Raw genomic sequence first — 20,687 nt, 5'->3', positions numbered from 1 at the left:
CAGGATTTTTATTCATTTTCAAGGCGTGAAAACAGGCGCATAGCAAGCTATGTAACTGTTTTCGGAACGCAGAAAATGGAGAAAAAGACCAGCCAAGTTGCTGAAGTTATAAAATTCTCGCTCCTTACCCTTGGGTTCACGATCTTACCTCAAAGGTTCTATTTTATAAGGTTGCTCACCAGACGTATCCGTTCACTTCCCCTGGGAACGCAGGCATTCTGCCGGCCTTAGGGCGGGTGGAAGTCGGTATTCCCAGGGGGAGACTGAATGCTTACACAATTTGTTATATCCTTTATGCAGCAAGCAACTGAGTTACATGAAGTTCATCACGATGTAATTCAGCCTGCCAAAGATCGTATTGGGACTGTTGATTTATCCAGCTTTCTGACTCACCATTCGCTATATCACTTCTCGGCTTCCCGCAATTTTCGCCACAAGGTGGTGCGGCTGATGCCTAGAATATCGGCGGCCTGACGGTGGTTATCACCCACGCTTTCGAGCACCCGCTGAATATGGCGGGCTTCAAGTTCACGCAAGGTTTGCAGATTGCTTTCATCATCGGGTAATGCAGTAACGTTTCCTTGTTCTAAGCTTGATTGTGGCAAGGCGGGATCCGCATCAATGACTTTCTGATCCGCCATAATCGTGCAACGTTCCACATAATTACGCAGTTCTCGTACATTACCCGGCCAGGGGCGCTGACACAGTTGGCGCATCGCGGTGGCAGAAAAATGTAGTGGTGGGCGCTGGTATTTGGTGCAGAATTTATCGGCAAAATGTTGTACCAGCAGCGGAATATCTTCTTTACGTTCCGCCAGCGTCGGTGTGTGGATGGTGACAACATTCAGGCGATGGTATAAATCATGACGAAACTCGTCATTACTGACCATTTGTGGCAGATCGCGATGGGTTGCGCAAATAAAACGCGCCTGCACCTGTACCACCCGACTGCTGCCAACCGGGGTCAGGGTATGTTCCTGAAGTACGCGCAGCAGCTTGGTTTGCATGGTTTCAGAAATATTACCAATTTCGTCCAGAAATACCGTGCCGCCACGCGCAGTTTCCAGTAAACCCACACGCTCCTTATCGGCACCGGTAAAAGCGCCACGCTTGTGACCGAATAATTCGCTTTCCAGCAAGGTATCTGATAAACAGCCGCAGTCAATGACCACAAAAGGTTCCTGACGACGCGCCCCGCGATCATGAATTGCGCGCGCCACCAGCTCTTTGCCACTACCGGACTGGCCCAGAATAATAACCGGACAATCAACTTCTGCCAGCTTATCGATCATCGAATAGACTTGGCGCATACTGGGGGCGTTGCCCAACATGCCAAAGCCGGTTTCCGGTTCCAGCACCTGGCGTTTAAGCTCATGATTCTCAGAGAGCGCCTGTGCATGATTTAAGCAACGCTCAATCGTCAGACAGAGTTCGTCCTGTTCGTAGGGTTTTTTTAGAAAATCCGAAGCACCCGCCTGCATCGCCTGCACGGCACGCTCCACAGTGGATTGCCCGGTCAGTGCCAGGACAGGTAACTGAGGGTACATGATGCGCACCCGGCTGATCAGTTCAAAGCCATCCATGCCCGGCATATTTAAATCTGCCAGCAACATGGATGGTATTTGTGCTTCAATCGTTTCCAGGCAATCTGTAGCCTGATTAAACACCCGGCAGTGATAACCTAATTGCCGACAATGACGCTGGAACAAATGGCAGGCCAGATCATCATCATCAACAAAATACAATAGTGTTTCAGGCATCGCTCACCTCTAACAATTTTGTCTCGTCATCAATCTCGCGCCAGCGCGGCAAACGAAAGCATACCGCTAAACCGCCGCCAGGGCGCAATTCACCGCGAATTTCACCATTATGGCGCATAATAATGGCATAACTGACAGATAATCCCAGGCCAGTGCCGCCGCGATCTTGTTTGGTGGTGTAGAAAGGTTGGAATATTTTACTGAGTTCCTGTGGCGCAACACCTTTGCCATAATCTTCCACCCGACATTCCAGACATTTTTCATCCGCCTTGAGATAAATGTCTATGCTGCTGTCAGGTGGGCTGATATGAATCGCATTGAGCAGGATATTCACCAGTACCTGCTGGATTTGCGCCGGATCGGCCTTAACATAAGCACCTTGCGGCGCACTGACTATCTGCAATTCGATATTTAAGGTACGGGCGCGTTTATGGAGCAGACGAACGCTGTCTTCCACCACTTCCAACATATCCACCTGGCGAATAAGCGGTGGTTTAGGCCGGGAAAAATCCAGCAAGCCCTGCACCACTTCAGCACAGCGGCGGTTTTCCTGACGCAGTAGATCCAGGTCTTCACGCACACCACCTGGTAATGGTTCTTTATTGATAATATCAAGCAGACTCATCATGTTATTGAGTGGATTATTAATTTCATGCGCCACCCCGGCAGCCAATTCACCGACAGTCGCCAAACGCGCAGTCTGATTCGCAACCGCTTCAGCCTGCTGGCGTTTCTGCTCAGCTTCCGCAAGGTTGTCTATCAGGCGATTGAAGGCTTTACCTACCGCACCCATTTCATCACGGCGATTTTCCTGGCAGCGCACTTTTTCCCCATTACCATAACGGGTCAACATTTCTACAAAACGATTCAGCGGACGCGCTAATACCGCCGCCGACCAACGCGCCAATATCAGGGTCAGTAAAAACACCACCACCAGCAAGGTCCAAATCGTTCGCTGTACGTTATGAATCGGGCCAAGAAAACTTTTGCGATCAGTCTCTACCGTCAATAACCACTGGATGTCCCGCTCCGGGTAAGGACGCAGCTTGAGATAAAATACCTGAGTTTGCTCCCCTGCCACGTCACCGCGCTCATTGCCGCCTGTGATCTCCCACCATACATCCTTCTCCAGGTCTAAGGATAAACGATAGTTATTGTCAGTTTGATTACCAAAGCGCATATCATTGTCAGGATGGTAGAGATAAACGCCGTCACGCACAGGGTTTTGTGGTGAAATTTCACTCATTAAAATTTGTTTTTGCAATTGCAGCGAGGCTTTTTGAATCAGTTGATCCAAACCTTTACCCCAAAAATTCACCACCAGATAACCTGCCCGCTCCAGTCGGTTTTCCAGCGGCGTGACATAACGCAACATGGAAGGGCAAAAATCATCCTGCGGTTTGACCTGACCCAGTTCGAAATTTGACATGCCGATGCCATCGGAGGGCAGTGGTTTGGCAACCACCTGAAAAAAACCGGTCTGACCGTGATTAGCGACAAACCGCCGTCCATTGGGCAGATCATTGAGTGGTTTATCGACATGATCTTCTTTGACTTTAACCAGTGTATTACCGTTACTGTCAAAAACCCGCAAGCCTTGAATGGGGGGTACTACCGTTTGATAATTGAGAAAGAAACTTTCCAGTTTCTCGGCACGATTAAAATAATCCGGCGTTGCTTCGGACTCCTCCAGAGAGGCCACAAATTCCCGTACTGTCGGTACCTCCGCCAGTCCCTGCACCAATGACTGCTGCCCCCGAATCAAGGTTTGCAACTCCCCCGCCAGCTTGTCCAGCACAGCCAGCACCTCCTGGCGCATTTGTTCTTCCAGGATTTGCTCATTGCGCCCGACTACGCCGAATTGCAAAATTAATAATGGCAATAATGCCAGGGCGCTGATGCTGAGAAATAGTTTTTGTTGTAGGCGCATGTCAGTCGTAAAGTTAAGCCCGGATATTTCATAAATAAAAACAAAAATAAAAACAAAAGAATGTTTCGTATCGTACTATTTTAACCATTTATTCACTTGGCTGCTCACACTGACTTGCTCCCTGTTCTATCGTGTTTTTACTCATTGCTTTGCCCGGTAAACTCCGGGTCCATTGCTGGAATAAAAACTGTAATGCCCGATCTGAGCGGGTGAAGCTGTTGGTCAGCAAAATGGTTGCACGTACACTGTTACGGGAAATTTTAACATCCTGCGCAAGATAAAAACCTTGCTGCTTGCGGCGGTGCCTGTCAATTTTGCGTAAGGTCAACACTGCCATGCCTAAAGCCCACAGACAAAATCGTCGAATCCCTGTTTCCTGCACCGGGATCAGCAAAATATAACGCAGCGCATCATTAAGATGTTCCCGGCAAGTCGCAATCAATACTTCCAGTCCCTCATCAAATGCTGGTTGATAACACTGTTTTGTTAATTGTTTAAGGTCAAACCCCACGGCGCTGAATACAGAGCGCGGCAACCAGCATACACCACGCTGTTGGTCTGTTTGTATATCTTTAAGAATATTCACCATTTGTAAACCCTGTCCAAATGAGACGGAGAGTTTCTGTAAAGTTTTCTCATGGATGGCAATTGCCGGGTTGTGATAACAAAATAAACTTGCCAGCATTTCACCAACAACACCGGCAACACAATAACAATATGCATCCAATGCCTGCATATCCGCCAGACCATCAGGACGGCGCTGGCGCTGAAATGCTGCCATCCCTTCGGACATAATGCGTACACAGCGTAACAAAGCCTGCTGCTGTGGTGCGTCAAAAGAACGGGTCACCCGGATGACACTGGCAGTGTGGCGAATTAAGTCTTTTTCTGCCGCTAAGGTCTGGCTTGCAAGTTGTGGTGCCAAGCTTTGTGCAAATTTCTCAGGGCTATAGTGACCTTTTACCACGGCAATAAATTGTTGAGAAAATTGGGTTTTTTGTATACTGTCCAGTTCTGGATCATCTTCTATGGTGTCGGCAATCCGACATAATAAATAGGCATTGCCAACCACGATTTGTAAAGGATTTGGCAGTTGCGGAATCGTCAAAGCGAAGGTGCGGGAAACCCCTTGCAGACTTTGCTGCTGATAGTTTAATTCGCTATATAACATGGCATTACCAGAAAAAAATAAGCTGATATTGTCAAAATCAGCTAAAGTTTAATATTAAAATTCAATAATTAATCTAATAATTATCGCTTATGAAATATTTTTACATATTTTTATTATTGTCATCGCTTTTATATTTATCAGCAAATATTGCAATTGCCGATGTTGCTGATACTGAACTTGCGAATACGCAAGTGAGCCTGACATCCAGCCAACAAGTACTGGCAACTGAAAACAGCTTGTCCTATGCCGCACTCTGGTTGCATTGGTTGCTTGCTGGTTTTATTGGCAGTGGCATTACCTGGCTTATGATGATTTTTTTACAACAGAGAAAAGCATCGTTACAACATGATATAAACCAGTACCGTGCAATTTTTAATCATGCCAGCATTGGTATTGCTTTGATAGACCGTGATGGTCGTTATTTAAAAACCAATGCCTATTACCAGAAACTGTTTAATTATACCGCAACAGAAATACAGCAAATGTGTTGTTTTGACATGACAACACCAGAATATCTGGAATTATCCCGCAATCGATTAAACAGGCTGTTTCAGGGGACAATCGACCATCATCAATCAGATAAAGCCTTTGTTCGTAAAAATGGCTCCATATTCTGGGGCAGTCATTGGTTGACAGCAGTTAAAAATAAGCAGGGCGATTGTGAAAAGGTGGTTTGTATTATCAGTGATTTCACCATAAAAAAACAGATAGAAGAAAATTTACGCAATAGCCAGCAGCGTCTGAGTACATTGATAGAAGCCTTACCTGATGGTATTTTTTTTAAAGATAATGCGGGTCGCTGGCAGTTGATCAATGCGGCTGCAATCAGATTGTTTAAATTACAGGATGTGGACTGGCAGGGTAAAACCGACACTGAACTCAGTGAATTACAACCCCACTTTCGGGACAGTTATAAATTCAGTGCTTATGGCGATGAATTAGCCTGGAAACAAGGCAGCCAACTTCATGCTGAAGAAATCGTCAGAGATGAACAAGGCTGTCCACGTTATTTTGATGTCACCAAAGTGCCATTATTTACGCTAACTGGTGAACGTAGCGCCTTAGTGATTATTTTTCACGATGTGACAGATCGAAAACGTTCAGAATGGCACATGATGGAAAGTCGGCGGCATTTGCTGGAAAATCGCAAGCGTTTGCAGTTTGCACTGGAAGCGGCGCAGGCCGGGGCTTTTTATTACGATGTGGAAAATGATCGCCTGGACTGGGATTTTCGTTGTCTGGAGATTTTTGGTTTGACACCAGAGCGTTTCAAGGCTAACCGCTCTGCCTGGTTTGATCCTGTCTTCCCCGAAGATCGGGGCGCTGTAGAATGGGCCGTGCGCACGGCTACGCAGCATGGTAAACATTTTGATATTGAATTTCGTATTCTGCAACCTTCAGGTGAAACTCGCCATATCCGCAGCCAAGGTTATATGGTGGCCAATCACACGGGAGAAACCCAGGCCATTGCGGGTTTATATTTTGACATCAGTCATCAGAAAAAGCTGGAAACGGCGCGGCAGGTTGCCCTGGATTTGACTCAGGCGGTATTAGACAATGCTCTGGTGGGTATTGGTTTTATCAATCATGAACGTCGTTTTCAACACATAAACCGCTTATTAGCAGAGATTTTTGGTTATACGCCCGAGGAATTGCTGGGGCAGACCACAGAATGCCTTTATCCCTCCGCAGAAGCTTACCATGTGCTGGCTCATGCTGCCTATCCCATATTGCAACATGGCGGCATTTATGAAACTGAATTGCAGATGAAACGTAAAAATGGTCAATTATTCTGGTGTCGAATGCGTGGACAGCGTATGCGAATTGAAGATTTATCCCAGGGTTTTATCTGGAGTATGGAAGATGTTTCTGAGCGTCATGCTTATGAGGCAGAATTAACCCAGGCCAAACAAAAAGCAGAAACGGCAAACCAGGCAAAAAGTATGTTTCTTGCCAATATGAGTCATGAATTGCGCACGCCGCTGAATGCTATTTTAGGTTTTGCCCAATTATTGGTGCGTGATAGCTCTTTAACGACAGAGCAGCATAGTAAACTGGCGACCATCAACCGCAGCGGTGAGCACTTATTGGAGTTAATCAATGATGTCCTGGATATGTCCAAAATTGAAGCGGGACGCAATACCTTAAAGCTCAAACGCTTTGATTTACCCGAATTAGTACAGGGCATTGTTGAAATTTTTCAGGTGCGCGCAGAACATAAAGGTTTATACCTGAGGTTAGAACTGGATACAAACTTGCCGCATTATATTAAAACGGATTCTCGTAAATTACGCCAAATTTTATTTAACTTATTAGGTAATGCCATAAAATTTACCGAGCAAGGTGGTGTAATATTAAGTATACGCGCTGGAGAAGAACCTGACGCCCCTGCTGTTTTCCATTTATTTTTTGAAATTAAAGACACAGGTCCCGGGCTTTCAGCGCAGGAGCAAAAACAATTATTTAAGCCATTTGTACAAACACACAGTGGTCAGAATAAAGAGCAGGGCACAGGACTGGGTTTAACAATCAGTCGCCATTTTGCGCGATTATTAGGTGGTGATATTCATGTGCAGAGCGAGCAAGGCAATGGTGCAACTTTTTATTTTGAACTGCAAATTGAAATCACTGATGAGCAACATGATTTTAAAGCGATTAAGCCTGCCAAACAGCTTATTACACAACAAGAAAAAAACCGTATTTTAATTGTAGAAGATCAGGAATCGTCCCGTATACTTTTGCGCAATATATTAAAACAAACTGACTTTAGCATACAGGAGGCTCAAAATGGTAAAGAAGCACTGGAGAAGTGGCAACAATGGCATCCCCATTTAATTTTTATGGATCTTCATATGCCGGAGATGGATGGTTACACCGCAACCCAAAAAATAAAACAACAAATGATAGGGGAGCCAACCATTATTATCGCACTCACTGCTAACGCCTTTACCGAATACCGGGAAAAAGCGATAGCAGCTGGCTGTGATGACTTCATCAGTAAACCTTTTCGTATCGAAGAAATTTTCCAGGCAATTACCCGGTTTTTAGGTGTGTCTCATCAAGCTGCAACAGATTTGAGTCATATCTCCAAACTCAGTCCTGCTGTTGGAAAACAGCCGGAAGCTAAGGATTTGTCAATGCTGCCTACAGAACTACAGATACGTTTAAAACAGGCAGTCACTCTTGGCAATTCAGAACAACTTGATGGGATTCTGACAGAAATAGCGCAGCATGATGCGCCGCTGGCAAAAACGTTACAGCAATGGGCTGTGGCTTATGAGTATGAACGTATTTTGAAATGGATAGCATTGTGAGGAATCCAATAATGAGCACATCTTCAAAATCAAATATCTTAGTTGTCGATGATACCCCCGCCAATCTTAACTTGCTGGGCGCTATTTTAAAAAATGAAGGTTATGTGGTGCGCAAATTACCCTGCGGTCAACTGGCCTTAAATGCCATTGCCACAGAGCCACCAGATTTAATTTTACTGGATGTCAAAATGCCAAGCATGGATGGTTATGAGGTTTGCAAAAAATTACAAGCAGATCCTGCTGTCCGCGATATTCCCGTGATTTTTATCAGCGCCTTGCAGGAAACAACTGACAAGATCCAAGCATTTTCCGCAGGTGGCACAGATTACATTACCAAACCGTTCCAGGCCGAAGAGGTGCTGGCAAGAGTTGCCACCCATTTGCGCATACATCATCTGCAACAGGCGTTATTACAAGCCAAAGAGCAGGCAGAGCAGGCTCAAGAGCAGGCAGAATCTGCCAATCGCGCAAAAAGTGCTTTTCTTGCCAATATGAGTCATGAACTGCGCACACCACTGAATGCAATTCAGGGCTTTACCCAGATTCTGCTGCGTGACAGCGACTTATCATCTGATAAGTACCAAAAATTACAAAGTATACAACGTGGTAGTGATTATTTATTAACCTTGATTAATGATATTCTGGATTTGGCAAAAATTGAAGCCGGGCGTTTTGAGTTGTTCCCTGAGGTTTGGGATACCCATGAATTTTTTAAAGAGCTCACTGCCATGTTTCGTATTCGGGCAGAGCAAAAAGAGATTGCCTTCCAATATAAGCATCACAACAGCTTGCCTAAATCACTTTACAGCGATGACAAGCGCTTACGTCAGATAGTGATGAACTTAGTGGGCAATGCCATTAAATTCACGGAGCAGGGCTGCGTGACTTTAACGGCTAAAATGATAGAAAATCAATTAACACTTGAAATCAGCGATACCGGTATTGGTATTCCAGCAGAAAAAGTTGTAGAAATATTCAAACCTTTCCAACAAACGGGAAGTACTGCACATAAACGTCAGGGCACGGGGTTAGGGCTGGCAATTACCCAAAAACTGATCAACAACATGGCGGGAGAAATCAAGCTGGAAAGCACGCCGGGGAAGGGGAGTTGTTTTCATATAAAAGTCCCGGTGGAACCGGTCTCCACCCTGATAGAGGCCAACCCTTATCAGAAGGACATGCCACAAGTGATTGGTTATAAACGCCAGCAGGGAGAAGGGGCATTTCGGGTGTTGATTGTTGATGACGTACCTAGTAATCGGGAGGTTTTATCTTTACTATTAAAACCACTGGGTTTTGATGTCCGGGAAGTTGAAAATGGCAAGCAATGCCTGGAAGTTATCCAAACCTGGGCATCTGATATTATTTTATTGGATTTGCACATGCCGGGAATTGATGGCTTTGAAGTGGCCCAAACCCTGCAAAAATCCTATTTATCACAAAATACCCCAATAATCGCAATCTCCGCCAGCGCTTTTGCCGAGGATCGCATCGCCGCTTTAAGCGCAGGTTGTAAGGCACATTTGAGTAAACCTGTAAATTTTAATGAACTTTTAGATAATTTAAGTCGGTTTCTGCCATTAGATTGGAATTATCTCACAACGGAACAAACAGAAGGGGAAGGCATTCATAATCCAGCGAAAAATATACATTTATCCCGTAAACAAGCCAGGGAATTGATGGATTTTGTTTTATTAGGTGATATTGAGGCCATAGAAAATTTTGCCCTGAAATTGAAAGATGATATGCACTATCTGCCTTTGGCTAAACAGATTGCTTCACTGGTAGAAACCTTTGAAATTGCGGCATTGCGTGAACTGGCAGAAGCTCAGCAGGCTATTCATCAACAGGAAACAAGCTAAGGAACGAGAATTTTATCCCGGATATTTCATAAATTGCCATGATGATCGCGCAGTAATTTGTTTCACTGCAAAAGAAGACAAAATAAAAATGCGCAACCCACAACAAAATAATCTATTTACCGAAAATCCTGCCCTGGTTTCACTTTTATTAGGCCAAGGGCTTTTTCTGGGGCTTACGGTCACTATTTTGTTTGCCTCATCCGTCGCGCTGTTTCTGGAAGAGCACGGCGCAGACCGACTGCCATACGTTTATATCCTCATTGCGATCTTTGTATCACTGGCCTCCATGATTTTTTTCAAACTTGAGAAAAAATGGCCAGTGCCCAGGCTTTTGATGAGCACCGTTTTCTTCTTTGTCCCGGCCATTTTTATTGCGCGTGCCGGGATGGCGCTCCCGCACAGTGCATGGATATCTTATGGCTTGATGTGCCTGTCTGTCTCTCTGGTGCAATTTGCCATGATTATCCTGGGTATCCAGGTCAGACAGTTTTATGATGTCCGTCAAATAAAAAAAATATTTCCACTGATTTTATCTGCCCAGATCACAGGAGCAATAATGGGGGGCGGTTTAATCGGTTTTTTTACCGACTGGGTTGGTGGCACCAAAAATCTTATCGGTCTCAGCGGTTTCAGTATGGTGCTGGTACTGGCTTTACTTTTTATCAGCATCAGAACTTTTAGACAGACCTGGGAAAAACCGACACTTCAGCAAAAAAATTCAAAATCTCTGCATCAACTGATCAAGCGGAAATATGTTGTATACATCCTGTTTTATCAAATTCTGGCTTTAGTGGTCAATCAACTCATAGACTACGCATTGATGGAGCAAGCCCATGCCAGATTTGAAAACAGTGCCGATCTGGCGCAGTTTTTGGGTAATTTTGTCGCCCTTGCTACGATTTTATCACTGCTTTTTCTTATATTTGCCGCCGCTAAGATGCTGACGCGCTTTGGCATTGCTTTTGGTTTGCTAGTCAATCCTTACACCGTAATATTCACCATTGCTATCGCCATGGTGATGGTGATAATGCCCGATACTGATGCCAGTGTATTATTCTACACACTGATCTTTTCCCGGCTGCTGGCTTTTATTTTAAGAACCGGAACCACGTATACCAGCATGAAAGCCGTCTACCAACCGCTTTCCAGTCATGACAGAAATTCTGTGGAAACAGTGGTTGAAGGCATCGGTGGCCCCCTGGCTTATGGTATCGCGGGTGTTTGCCTGATTCTATTAAAGGAATTTTCTTTTAGCTATACGCTGGGCTTCATATTGCTTGTCAGCGTGCTCTGGCTGGTAACGGCAATATTAGTCCATCGCCATTATGCAAAAGCGCTGGAAAAATCCATCAAACGGCGTACGCTGGATACGGATGATATATCTTTACAAGATGAGGCCAGTCTTGAGGCCATCACCGGTTTACTCAAAAGCACTAAAACAACGGAAGTGCTGTTTGCTTTGGAGGTGCTGGAAAAGCTCGAACATCCGACGCTTGATGAGGTAAGCATCAACATGCTGGCACATTCAGAGGCGCGTGTCAGAATAAAAGCCCTCAACCAGATTGAACACCACAAACGTACAAGTGCTTTGCCAAAAGTATGCAAATGTTTCGAGCATGACAGCAACTTGTCCGTGAAAGCCAATGCCTTGCGGGTAATTTGCGCGCTACGTTCGGAATATGCGGAAGAATATGCGGACTATCTGAACAGCGAAAACCCGGAACTCAGACTCAATGTCATGGTTGGCTTCTTTCGCTACGGAGGCATTCCCGGTATTATTGCAGCCGGAAAACACTTTGAAAGCATCACTCATTCACAAGATGCGCAGCAGCGGATTTTAGCCGCGCAGGTATTGGAAGCGGTTTCCTTTTCTCGGTTTTATCATCCGCTGTTAAGCCTGCTTAAAGATGAATCCATCCCCGTGCGTATCGCCGCGCTCAAGGCCACTGGTAAAATGGCACATCCCTGCTTATTTGCAGCACTCATCGATAACCTTGATTCAGTACATACCCGCTCCTGTGCAACCAACGCCTTGATTAAAGCAGGTGAGGGGATTGTTGATATTGTTGATAATGCCTTATGCGAAAAAGCCGGATATCCGATAACAACTGTACTCCAGTTGGTGCGTGTCTGTAGTGAAATTAAAGGCGAGCAAATCCTGTTGATGCTCACGGCACACGTTTCCCATCCGCGCCATATCATCCGTTATGAAATTCTTAAAGCACTCTATTTTTGTGGATACAAGATATCGCCAGAAGTTGAATTGGTATTACATGAAAACTTCCTTGCCGAAGCCGCACAGGGCTTAAAAATTATGCGCATGTTGGAATTTTTTAGCGATAATGAAAAATATGCCTTGCTCAAAACAGCGCTGCTCAACGAAATGAATCAGGGCTTGAAACGGTTGTTTCTGATCTTGTCCTTGTTCTATCCTGAAAAACAGTTTTATATCGCAGAAGAGCAAATCAGAAGCAGACAAAAGGAACAACAGGGATTGGCTTTGGAATTTCTCGACATCAGCCTGCCCAAGAAACTCAAATTGCCGATTATGGCGCTGGTTGACATGAATGTACCCATGAAATCCAGAGTTAAAAGTTTAACTAAATACTTTTCCCGGTCGCTGCCTGACACGCGAAAGCCATCACAAAATGCATGGCTAGCGGATATATTACAAGACAACTGGACGGGAGCCTGGATAAAGATTGCAGTACTTCGAGTTATTGAAGCGCAGCACGTTGTAGAATTAAAATCTGTTGTTGAATCCGCTATGGCCGGTGAGGAAATCTTGATTAAGGAGTGTGCCGCCCATACACTTCATGCACTGTCACCTGAACAGATAAAGCCTGAAAAAGGGGTAAATATGTTGTCGATGGTAGAGAAAATCCTGCATCTTAAATCAGTTGATATCTTTTCACAGATACCGGAAGATGACTTGCTGGCTATCGCCTCCATCGTGGAAGAAGTCGAAGTGCCTGCTGATGAAACAATTATCAGGCAACATGAGATGGGCAGTTGCCTGTATTTAATCGTGGATGGCGGCATCAGAATTCATAACGAAACAAAAACCATTGCCAAGCTGGGAGTGGGTGAAATTCTCGGTGAAATGTCCCTGCTTGATCCAGCACCACGCTCTGCATCTGCGACCACTATCCGGGACAGCTTTCTTTTTCGCATCGAAAAAGAGGACTTTGAGGTTATCATGAGCAATCATTATGAAATCGCACAGTGTATTATTTGGGGGTTATGCCGCAGACTAAGACAATCTAACGGATAAGGATTTTGCCATGACAAAATTTATCCACTTAATGTTGTAAGGAACGAGGATGAAATAAGAACCAAAATCAGGCACAGGATTTTTGTTCATTTTTAAGGCATGAAAACAGGCGCATAGCAAGCTATGTAACTGTTTTTATAACGCAGAAAATGGAGAAAAAGGCCAGCCTGGTTTCGGGAATTATAAAATCCTCGTTCCTAAGGAATTAATGATTTTACCAGCAACACTTCAACAAATTGGATAAGAATATCCAATAGGTAACTTGAATGACCCAGTACTCAAAAGCAGATATTCTGGTGGTTGATGATACGCCTGCCAACTTGAAACTATTAAGAGAAATACTCAATAGCGAAGGTTATAAGGTACGCCAATTACCCGATGGCGCAATGGTTTTAGATGCCGTAAAAATTGCACCGCCGGATTTGATTCTGCTGGATATTAACATGCCGGGGATGGATGGTTATGCCGTTTGCAAACAACTAAAAGCTAAAAAACAGACACATGATATCCCTATTATTTTTATCAGCGCTTTGCAGGAAACTGAAAATAAAATCAAAGCCTTTACCAGTGGCGGCGTTGATTATATTACTAAACCGTTTCATGCTGAAGAAGTGCTTGCCCGCGTGGCGACGCACTTACAGCTCAATGAACTCCGACAATCTCTGGCAGAGCGTAATAACCAATTAAAAACCCTGTTACAGTACCACCGCTCCATTTTAGATTCTGCGGGTGAGGGTATCTTAGGCGTTAACAAACAGGGGAACATCACCTTTATCAATCCAGCCGCCCAGCAACAACTTGGTTTTACGGAACAGGAACTGGAAGGAAAAAATCTGCGTGAACTGATTCACGCTGAAGTAACACCCACAGCCTCCCCAGCGTCAGCTAAATGGCCCATTGCACAAACATTAAGCGATGGCAAAACCCGTTTTGTGAATAATGAGCAGTTTTTCAGTAAAAAAGGCTTCGCTTTCCCTGTTGAATATACCGTTACCGCCTTACAAGATGAGCAAAACCAGTATAACGATGCAATTATCATTTTTCGCGACATCAGTCAGCGCAAACACATGGAACAGCGCCTGCGGGAAGCCGCCACCGTGTTTGAAGTCAGCAGTGATGGCGTTGTTATTACTGATAGTCAAGGTGTTATTCGCAGAGTTAATCAGTCATTTACCGAAATCACCGGCTATAGCGCTGATGAAGTAATTGGTAAAATGCCAAATTTATTAAAATCCGGTCATCATGATAATAATTTTTACGCGACCATGTGGTCAACTATCATGAAACAGGGACGCTGGGAAGGTGAAATCTGGAATCGCCGTAAAAATAATTCGATTTACCCGGAATGGCAGGTGATTACTAGAATTAATGATAATGAAGGTCGGACAACAGGCTTTATCGCACAATTTAGTGAAATTACCCGCCGTAAATTAACTGAAGAGGAAATTCGTTACCGTGGTAATTACGATATACTCACAGGACTGGTAAATCGCACCTTATTATATGAGCGTCTGCAACAGGCCATTAAAGAACAACGCCGTCATAAGCAAAAATTAAGTCTGTTATTTATTGACCTGGATCAGTTTAAACAAGTTAATGACAGCCTGGGACATACCATTGGCGATCATTTATTACAGCAAGTGGCAAAACGGATTCAAACCATGGTGCGCGAAGTTGATACGGTTGCACGCCTGGGTGGTGATGAATTTGCACTGATGCTACTAGAACAAAGCAGCCCTGATGCCAGCGAGCGACTGGCATCATCCTTGATTGCGCATTTAAGTGAGCCATTTTTAGTTGATGAACATGAAATACGCATTGGCGCAAGCATTGGTATTGCCATTTTTCCAGAAGATGGTGAGGAAGTGGAAACCTTATTTCGCAATGCTGATCTGGCATTGTATCGGGCTAAAGAAGCAGGGCGAGAACAATTTCAGTTTTACACTGCATCAATGACCATTGCCCTGCTGGAGCGGCAGCAATTAGAAGCCGATCTGCGTCATGCTTTGGCGCATAATGAGTTGGTTGTTTATTTTCAACCGATTGTAGATTGCAAACTGAAACAACTGGTTGGCGTTGAAGCCCTGGTGCGCTGGATACACCCGGTACGCGGGGGTATTTCCCCAGGTGTTTTCATTCCTCTGGCAGAAGAAACCAGGCAAATCAAACAAATTGGTAGCTGGGTGCTGGAAACCACCTGCAAACAATTGGGGCAATGGCACAAACAGGGCTATGAACTCTATGCCTCAGTGAATGTTTCCGCCTGCCAGATTCCAGAAAGTATACCGCTGGACTGGGTAAAAAACTTACTGGAGCAATCACAATTACAGCCAAAACATTTGGTTTTTGAAATTACCGAAGGTATTTTACTGGGTGATGTGGAACAGGTTTCAAACTGGCTGACGCAGTTTAGAAATTTTGGACTGCGCATTTATCTGGATGATTTTGGCACGGGTTATTCTTCTTTATCTTATCTGAAGCGTTTTCCGGTAGACACCCTTAAAATAGACCGTTCTTTTGTACGGGATATGGCTGAAGATGATAGTGATCAGGCACTGATACGCGCAATCTTAGCCATGAGTCAGGGATTGGGGTTGCAAGTGGTCGCTGAAGGCATTGAAACATCTGAGCAACTTGAATTACTGAAAGACTTAGGTTGTACCTATGTACAAGGCTATTATTTTTCCAAGCCATTGCCTGCGGAAAAACTACTGCCCATACTGCAAAATATTGGTAATTGCACAAGATGAAACAAATTACTGCGCGATCATCATGACAATTCATGAAATATTCAGCTTAAGCCAGCAGCCGGAAACTGGGGTGGTGAAAACCTCTCAAATTATTTCCAGATTGTTCAGTCACTTTTTGTTCCATACGCCCCGTTGGGGCTTAATTCGGAATAAAAATAAACTAATTTCATCTTCTAAAGATAGCAAAATAATGATGATTTTCACCATCCCAGCCAAAAGCTGCTGGCTTAAAAACCCACTTAAATTTTTTGCTGAAAAAATTTAATGGATAGACAAAGAACTCATGCTCAAATTCTTTTTAATCCGACTCAAGGCCGTTTGTTCCACCTGACGAATGCGCTCTGCCGATACGCTATAAGTACCCGCTAATTCCTGCAAGGTTTGTTTTTCATCTCCCAACCAGCGTTTACGAATGATGTCTTCGCTGCGATCATCAAGCTGTTGCATGGCATTATTCAGTTGCTGTTTGCCATAGGCTTTCCATTGCGCGGTTTCCACCAGTTTTTCCGGCTCAAAACGAATATCTTCCAGGTAAGTGGCTGGCGTGACTTGATCAGACTCATCATCACTGTCTTTAGGCCCGTCAAACCCCATATCATGACCGCTAAGACGACTTTCCATTTCCAGTACATCGCGTGGAGTAACGCCCAGGTCTTCAGCGACTTTTTGAACTTCGGCATGTTTTAACCAACCCAGATTTTTTTTCTTACCACGTAAATTAAAAAATAATTTACGTTGCGCTTTGGTGGTTGCCACTTTAACGATACGCCAGTTACGCAAAATATATTCATGAATTTCCGCACGAATCCAATGTACGGCAAAAGACACCAGGCGCACGCCCACATTGGGATCAAAACGTTTAATCGCTTTCATCAAACCAATATTGCCTTCCTGAATCAAATCCGCGTGGGGCAGACCATAACCCCGGTAGCTGTGGGCAATATGTACCACAAAACGCAAGTGTGACATCACCAGTGTGCGGGCTGCATCGTTATCATCATGTTCCCGGAGTTGTACTGCATGGGCACGTTCTTCTTCAGGTGTCAGCAGAGGAATGGCCTTGAGTGTCTGCACATAACTCTCAATCGTCTGACCGGGGGTGTTCAAACTTAGTATAGGTAAAGTTGAATGTGACATAATAAAGATACTCCTGGAAACCCTAACACCCTGTTTGCTAAGATGCGTAATCAAGGTATTTAACGGTTATCGTTACATAAAAAACACTGAAGAATTAGTGAATACTAAACCTAATAACCAAGTTTAATACTCAGGAATTAAACTGTCAATAATTATGGATAAAAATTTATGAAGGAACGTCAACAGCAACTGGATACATGGTTAAACCAACAAGCCCAATCTCAGGGTGCAAGCTTGCAGGCAATTACCAATGACGCCAGTTTCCGGCGTTATTTCCGGCTCAGCAATGGAAAACAATCCTGGATAGTGATGGATGCGCCGCCAGCGCATGAACCCAAGACTGGTTTGTTTGTGGAACTGGCTGAGCAATTACAAAATGCAGGCTTAAACGCCCCCAAAATTCTGGCACAAGATATCGAGCAGGGCTTTTTATTATTAACGGATTTGGGCAGTCAATTATATTTGCCCTTGCTGCAACAAGATAAAAATGGTCAAAGACAGGATTTATACCGGGATGCCTTAAGTGCTTTAATCGCCATGCAGGTTTGTATGCCAACAGCGGATTTACCTGCTTATGATACGGCTTTGCTGCAACAGGAAATGGACTTGTTTCCCGACTGGTTGTTAGCCAAACATCTCAAGCGTCCGGCAGAGGCTTCAACCCAGGCTTTATTAAAAAACACCTGTGACTTGTTATGTGCATCTGCGCTGGAGCAACCCCAGGTTTTTGTCCATCGTGATTATCATTCCAGAAATTTATTACAGCATTCACAACACAGCCCTGGCATTCTGGATTTCCAGGATGCCGTGCGCGGCGCAATCACTTATGACCTGGTGTCTTTATTACGTGATGCCTATATCCAGTTGCCCCGCGCAGACATTGAACGCAAGGTACTGGGTTATCGCGAACTGGCGCAACAATCCGGTATTCTGGCAGAAACCGTGGATGAGGCGCAGTTTTTACGCTGGTTTGACTGGATGGGTCTGCAACGCCACCTGAAAGTTGCCGGGATTTTTGCGCGCCTGTATCATCGTGATGGCAAACCTGCCTATCTTGATAATATTCCACTGGTACTGGAATATATTGTTGAGGTTGGTGCGCATTATGATGAAATGCAGGATTTGGCTGATTTTGTAAAAATGCAGGTGTTGGCGGCGTTTCATTAATGACTCAAGCTGAAATTCTGGTGATTGAAGATGATGCCCTGCTTAACACCATACTGGCTGACAGTCTACAACGCATGGGTTATGTCGCCAGAAATGCCAGCACCCTGGCAGAAGCCAGACATGCCTTAAATGAAATAGAACCTATTCTCGCAATTCTCGATGCGCGATTGCCGGATGGGGAAGGTGTTGATTTCCTGGAACTATTAAGCGATACCTGTCCGGTGATCATGATGACGGCTTATGGTTCGGTGCGCAACGCCGTTGCCGCAATGAAAGCGGGGGCCGAGGAATACCTGCTCAAACCCATTGATTTGGATGAACTGGAAATGGTAGTGCAGCGGGCGCTGGAAAATCGCACTTTACAGGAAGATTTTAAGTTTTATAAACACCAGGATAAACGCCGTAACCGTCATAATAAGCTGATGGTGGGCGGCAGTTCCGCGCTGCATCAGGTTGAAGACATGATCCGGGCGGTAGCGCCAACCGATGTCAGTGTATTAATCCAGGGTGAAAGTGGTACTGGTAAAGAACTGGTTGCCAGCGAACTACATAAATACAGCCAGCGTTCACAACGTAATTTTGTCGCCCTGGATTGCTGCACCTTGCAGGAAAAATTGTTTGAATCTGAATTATTCGGGCATGAGCGCGGCGCGTTTACCGGCGCGGATAAACAGAAAAAAGGGCTGATTGAAAGCGCCGAAGGCGGTACCTTATTTCTGGATGAAATCGGAGAAATTGACGCCACCATCCAGGCGAAATTATTACGGATACTGGAAACCGGGCAATTTCGCCGCTTGGGCGGCTTAAAGGATTTACACGCCAACGTGCGCATTGTTGCAGCGACCAACCGCGATCTAGAGCAAATGAGCGGGGAAGGCAGTTTTCGCAACGATCTGTATTACCGCTTAAGCACCTTTATCATTACCCTGCCACCTCTGCGTGATCGCCTGGAAGACATTCCCGCCCTGACCCAGCACTTTATTGCCAATCACAGCTTTTCCCGCCGCATAGACAAACAATTTAACAAAGCCAGCCAGAAACAACTCATGGCCTATAACTGGCCGGGCAATATTCGGGAATTACGCAATGTGGTGGAGCGCGCCATTATCCTGTCGGGGGAGAGCCGCAGCATTACGCCGGAACATCTGGCATTTTGTGGCTCGCTCAAACGCCACCAGACCAGCGTACAATTAAATTTTGAATCCGAACCAAATCTTGAGCAGATAGAACGGGACTATTTTCACATGCTCATGAAAAAACATGCAGGGCATCGCGTCAGTATTGCCAAAATTCTTGGTGTCAGTGAGCGTAATGTCTATCGGATGCTAAAAAAGTATGGGGCAGGAGAGTAATCCAGTAAATATTTTAATGTGCATTGGCTGATTTTATTAATATACTCAAAAGTAACCGTTCAGACCTTCATTGTAGATTTTGCTACAAAATTCGCTGAAATATGCGGAATGGATTAACTTTAGGTTCTTTTCTGTATTTTCCGCGTATTCTGTGGCAAAAAATAATCGGGGTCTGAATAGTTACCTGAAAAAGGTAATACTATGGAAATTGCAATTATAATTTTTCTGATAATAATCATGTCAGTCATTGCTGTCCAATGGCAAAAGGCAAGAATAAAAAATAAATTTTATGAAAAAAAATATGCAAAGATAATTAATATAGATAACTATGTGAAACAGGCTGTAAAGGCACGGGCTAAGGCAGCTAATGAAATTTTACAGTTAAAAAATAGTTATAAGGATAAAAAAAAGCTATTTGATAAATTGGCGTTTGAAGTGTAACCGTTCAGACCCCCAAAGAAAATATTGTGTATCAGAACAATTTATGTAACAGTATAAAGCATAATCATTCAGGTTCTCACATAGCATATGACTCTCAGTGACAACGATTTACAGCAGATAAACGAAGACTGGCTTCGCGAACGGACGAAGAAAGAGCTATTGTATCTGTCGCACACCTTACTGGTCGACCTGAAAGAAGCGCGAGAACGTATCAACCAAAATTCAGCTAACAGTTCTGTCCCATCGGGCAGTGAGTCGCCGTGGTTTCACCCGGCAAATGACACAGATAGTGAGGAAGACGACGATACGCCGATTCCACCACCGCCTGACGAAACAGAAAATAACAAAACACAGGCGTCACCAGAACAGGATTCACAGGACAACTCGGATTCGCACAACAGCAAAGAAACCTCAGAATCCAAGAACTCATCGGAAGAACAGCGAAAACCTGGAAAACAGCTTGGTGCGCAAGGTTTTGGACGAACCCAGAAGTTGCCAATAACCGGGGTAGAACATCACTATGCCTGTC

Annotated in this window: 13 protein-coding genes and 1 pseudogene; 10 read left to right on the top strand and 4 right to left on the bottom strand. The window is 44.6% G+C overall.

Annotated features, from left to right (window positions below; translation table 11 throughout):
- Positions 1–231 (top strand): hypothetical protein (locus tag QUF61_RS16625; protein WP_289682715.1); only part of this gene is annotated, 231 nt, incomplete at its 5' end.
- A gap of 173 nt (positions 232–404) precedes the next feature.
- On the opposite strand, the gene QUF61_RS16620 is transcribed toward QUF61_RS16625, so the two are convergent.
- The 3 genes from QUF61_RS16620 to QUF61_RS16610 form a co-directional block, all read right to left on the bottom strand.
- A complete protein-coding gene (locus QUF61_RS16620) occupies positions 405–1,760 on the bottom strand; it encodes a sigma-54-dependent transcriptional regulator (RefSeq protein WP_103922669.1) in 1,356 nt (451 codons plus the stop codon).
- Entirely contained in the window at positions 1,753–3,690 is a 1,938-nt protein-coding gene (locus tag QUF61_RS16615) for a sensor histidine kinase (RefSeq protein WP_289682713.1), read from the bottom strand. The genes QUF61_RS16620 and QUF61_RS16615 overlap by 8 nt, the downstream gene beginning before the upstream one ends.
- Positions 3,691–3,778: 88 nt before the next feature.
- Complete coding sequence (locus QUF61_RS16610) at positions 3,779–4,861, bottom strand: phytoene/squalene synthase family protein (protein WP_289682711.1); 1,083 nt, start codon at positions 4,859–4,861, stop codon at positions 3,779–3,781.
- 89 nt (positions 4,862–4,950) lie between these two features.
- On the opposite strand from QUF61_RS16610, the gene QUF61_RS16605 reads away from it, so the two are divergent.
- From QUF61_RS16605 to QUF61_RS16585, 5 genes are all read left to right on the top strand, one after another.
- Complete coding sequence (locus QUF61_RS16605; RefSeq protein ID WP_289682710.1) at positions 4,951–8,175, top strand: PAS domain-containing hybrid sensor histidine kinase/response regulator; 3,225 nt, start codon at positions 4,951–4,953, stop codon at positions 8,173–8,175.
- Positions 8,176–8,186: 11 nt separating this feature from the next.
- Positions 8,187–10,037 carry a response regulator gene (locus QUF61_RS16600; RefSeq protein WP_177428722.1) on the top strand — a complete coding sequence of 617 codons (1,851 nt, stop codon included), beginning with the start codon at positions 8,187–8,189 and terminating at the stop codon, positions 10,035–10,037.
- Between the two features lie 424 nt (positions 10,038–10,461).
- The gene (locus QUF61_RS16595; RefSeq protein ID WP_289682716.1) at positions 10,462–13,311 is read left to right on the top strand and encodes a cyclic nucleotide-binding domain-containing protein; all 2,850 of its coding nucleotides are present in this window, start codon (positions 10,462–10,464) and stop codon (positions 13,309–13,311) included.
- Positions 13,312–13,577: 266 nt separating this feature from the next.
- Positions 13,578–16,061, top strand: coding sequence for an EAL domain-containing protein (locus QUF61_RS16590; RefSeq protein WP_289682709.1), 2,484 nt, complete (start codon positions 13,578–13,580; stop codon positions 16,059–16,061).
- Between the two features lie 22 nt (positions 16,062–16,083).
- Entirely contained in the window at positions 16,084–16,326 is a 243-nt protein-coding gene (locus QUF61_RS16585) for a hypothetical protein (protein WP_146066938.1), read from the top strand.
- Here QUF61_RS16585 and rpoH read toward each other — a convergent pair.
- Positions 16,323–17,198, bottom strand: a complete 876-nt coding sequence (rpoH, locus tag QUF61_RS16580; RefSeq protein WP_103922661.1) for an RNA polymerase sigma factor RpoH — start codon at positions 17,196–17,198, stop codon at positions 16,323–16,325. The genes QUF61_RS16585 and rpoH overlap by 4 nt on opposite strands.
- Positions 17,199–17,366: 168 nt before the next feature.
- On the opposite strand from rpoH, the gene QUF61_RS16575 reads away from it, so the two are divergent.
- The 4 genes and pseudogenes from QUF61_RS16575 to QUF61_RS16560 all read left to right on the top strand — a co-directional run.
- Positions 17,367–18,365, top strand: a complete 999-nt coding sequence (locus QUF61_RS16575; RefSeq protein WP_289682708.1) for an aminoglycoside phosphotransferase family protein — start codon at positions 17,367–17,369, stop codon at positions 18,363–18,365.
- Positions 18,365–19,717 (top strand): sigma-54-dependent transcriptional regulator, encoded by a 1,353-nt coding sequence (locus tag QUF61_RS16570; protein ID WP_103922659.1) that lies wholly within the window; start codon positions 18,365–18,367, stop codon positions 19,715–19,717. Before QUF61_RS16575 ends, QUF61_RS16570 begins: the two co-directional genes overlap by 1 nt.
- 201 nt (positions 19,718–19,918) lie before the next feature.
- Entirely contained in the window at positions 19,919–20,158 is a 240-nt protein-coding gene (locus tag QUF61_RS16565) for a hypothetical protein (protein WP_289682706.1), read from the top strand.
- Between the two features lie 87 nt (positions 20,159–20,245).
- Positions 20,246–20,687 (top strand): annotated as a pseudogene (locus tag QUF61_RS16560) (hypothetical protein); the annotation flags it as partial.

Source organism: Candidatus Venteria ishoeyi, assembly GCF_030378065.1.
GTDB classification, from domain to species: Bacteria; Pseudomonadota; Gammaproteobacteria; order Beggiatoales; family Beggiatoaceae; genus Venteria; species Venteria ishoeyi.
This window is presented reverse-complemented; position numbering and strand designations above follow the sequence as displayed.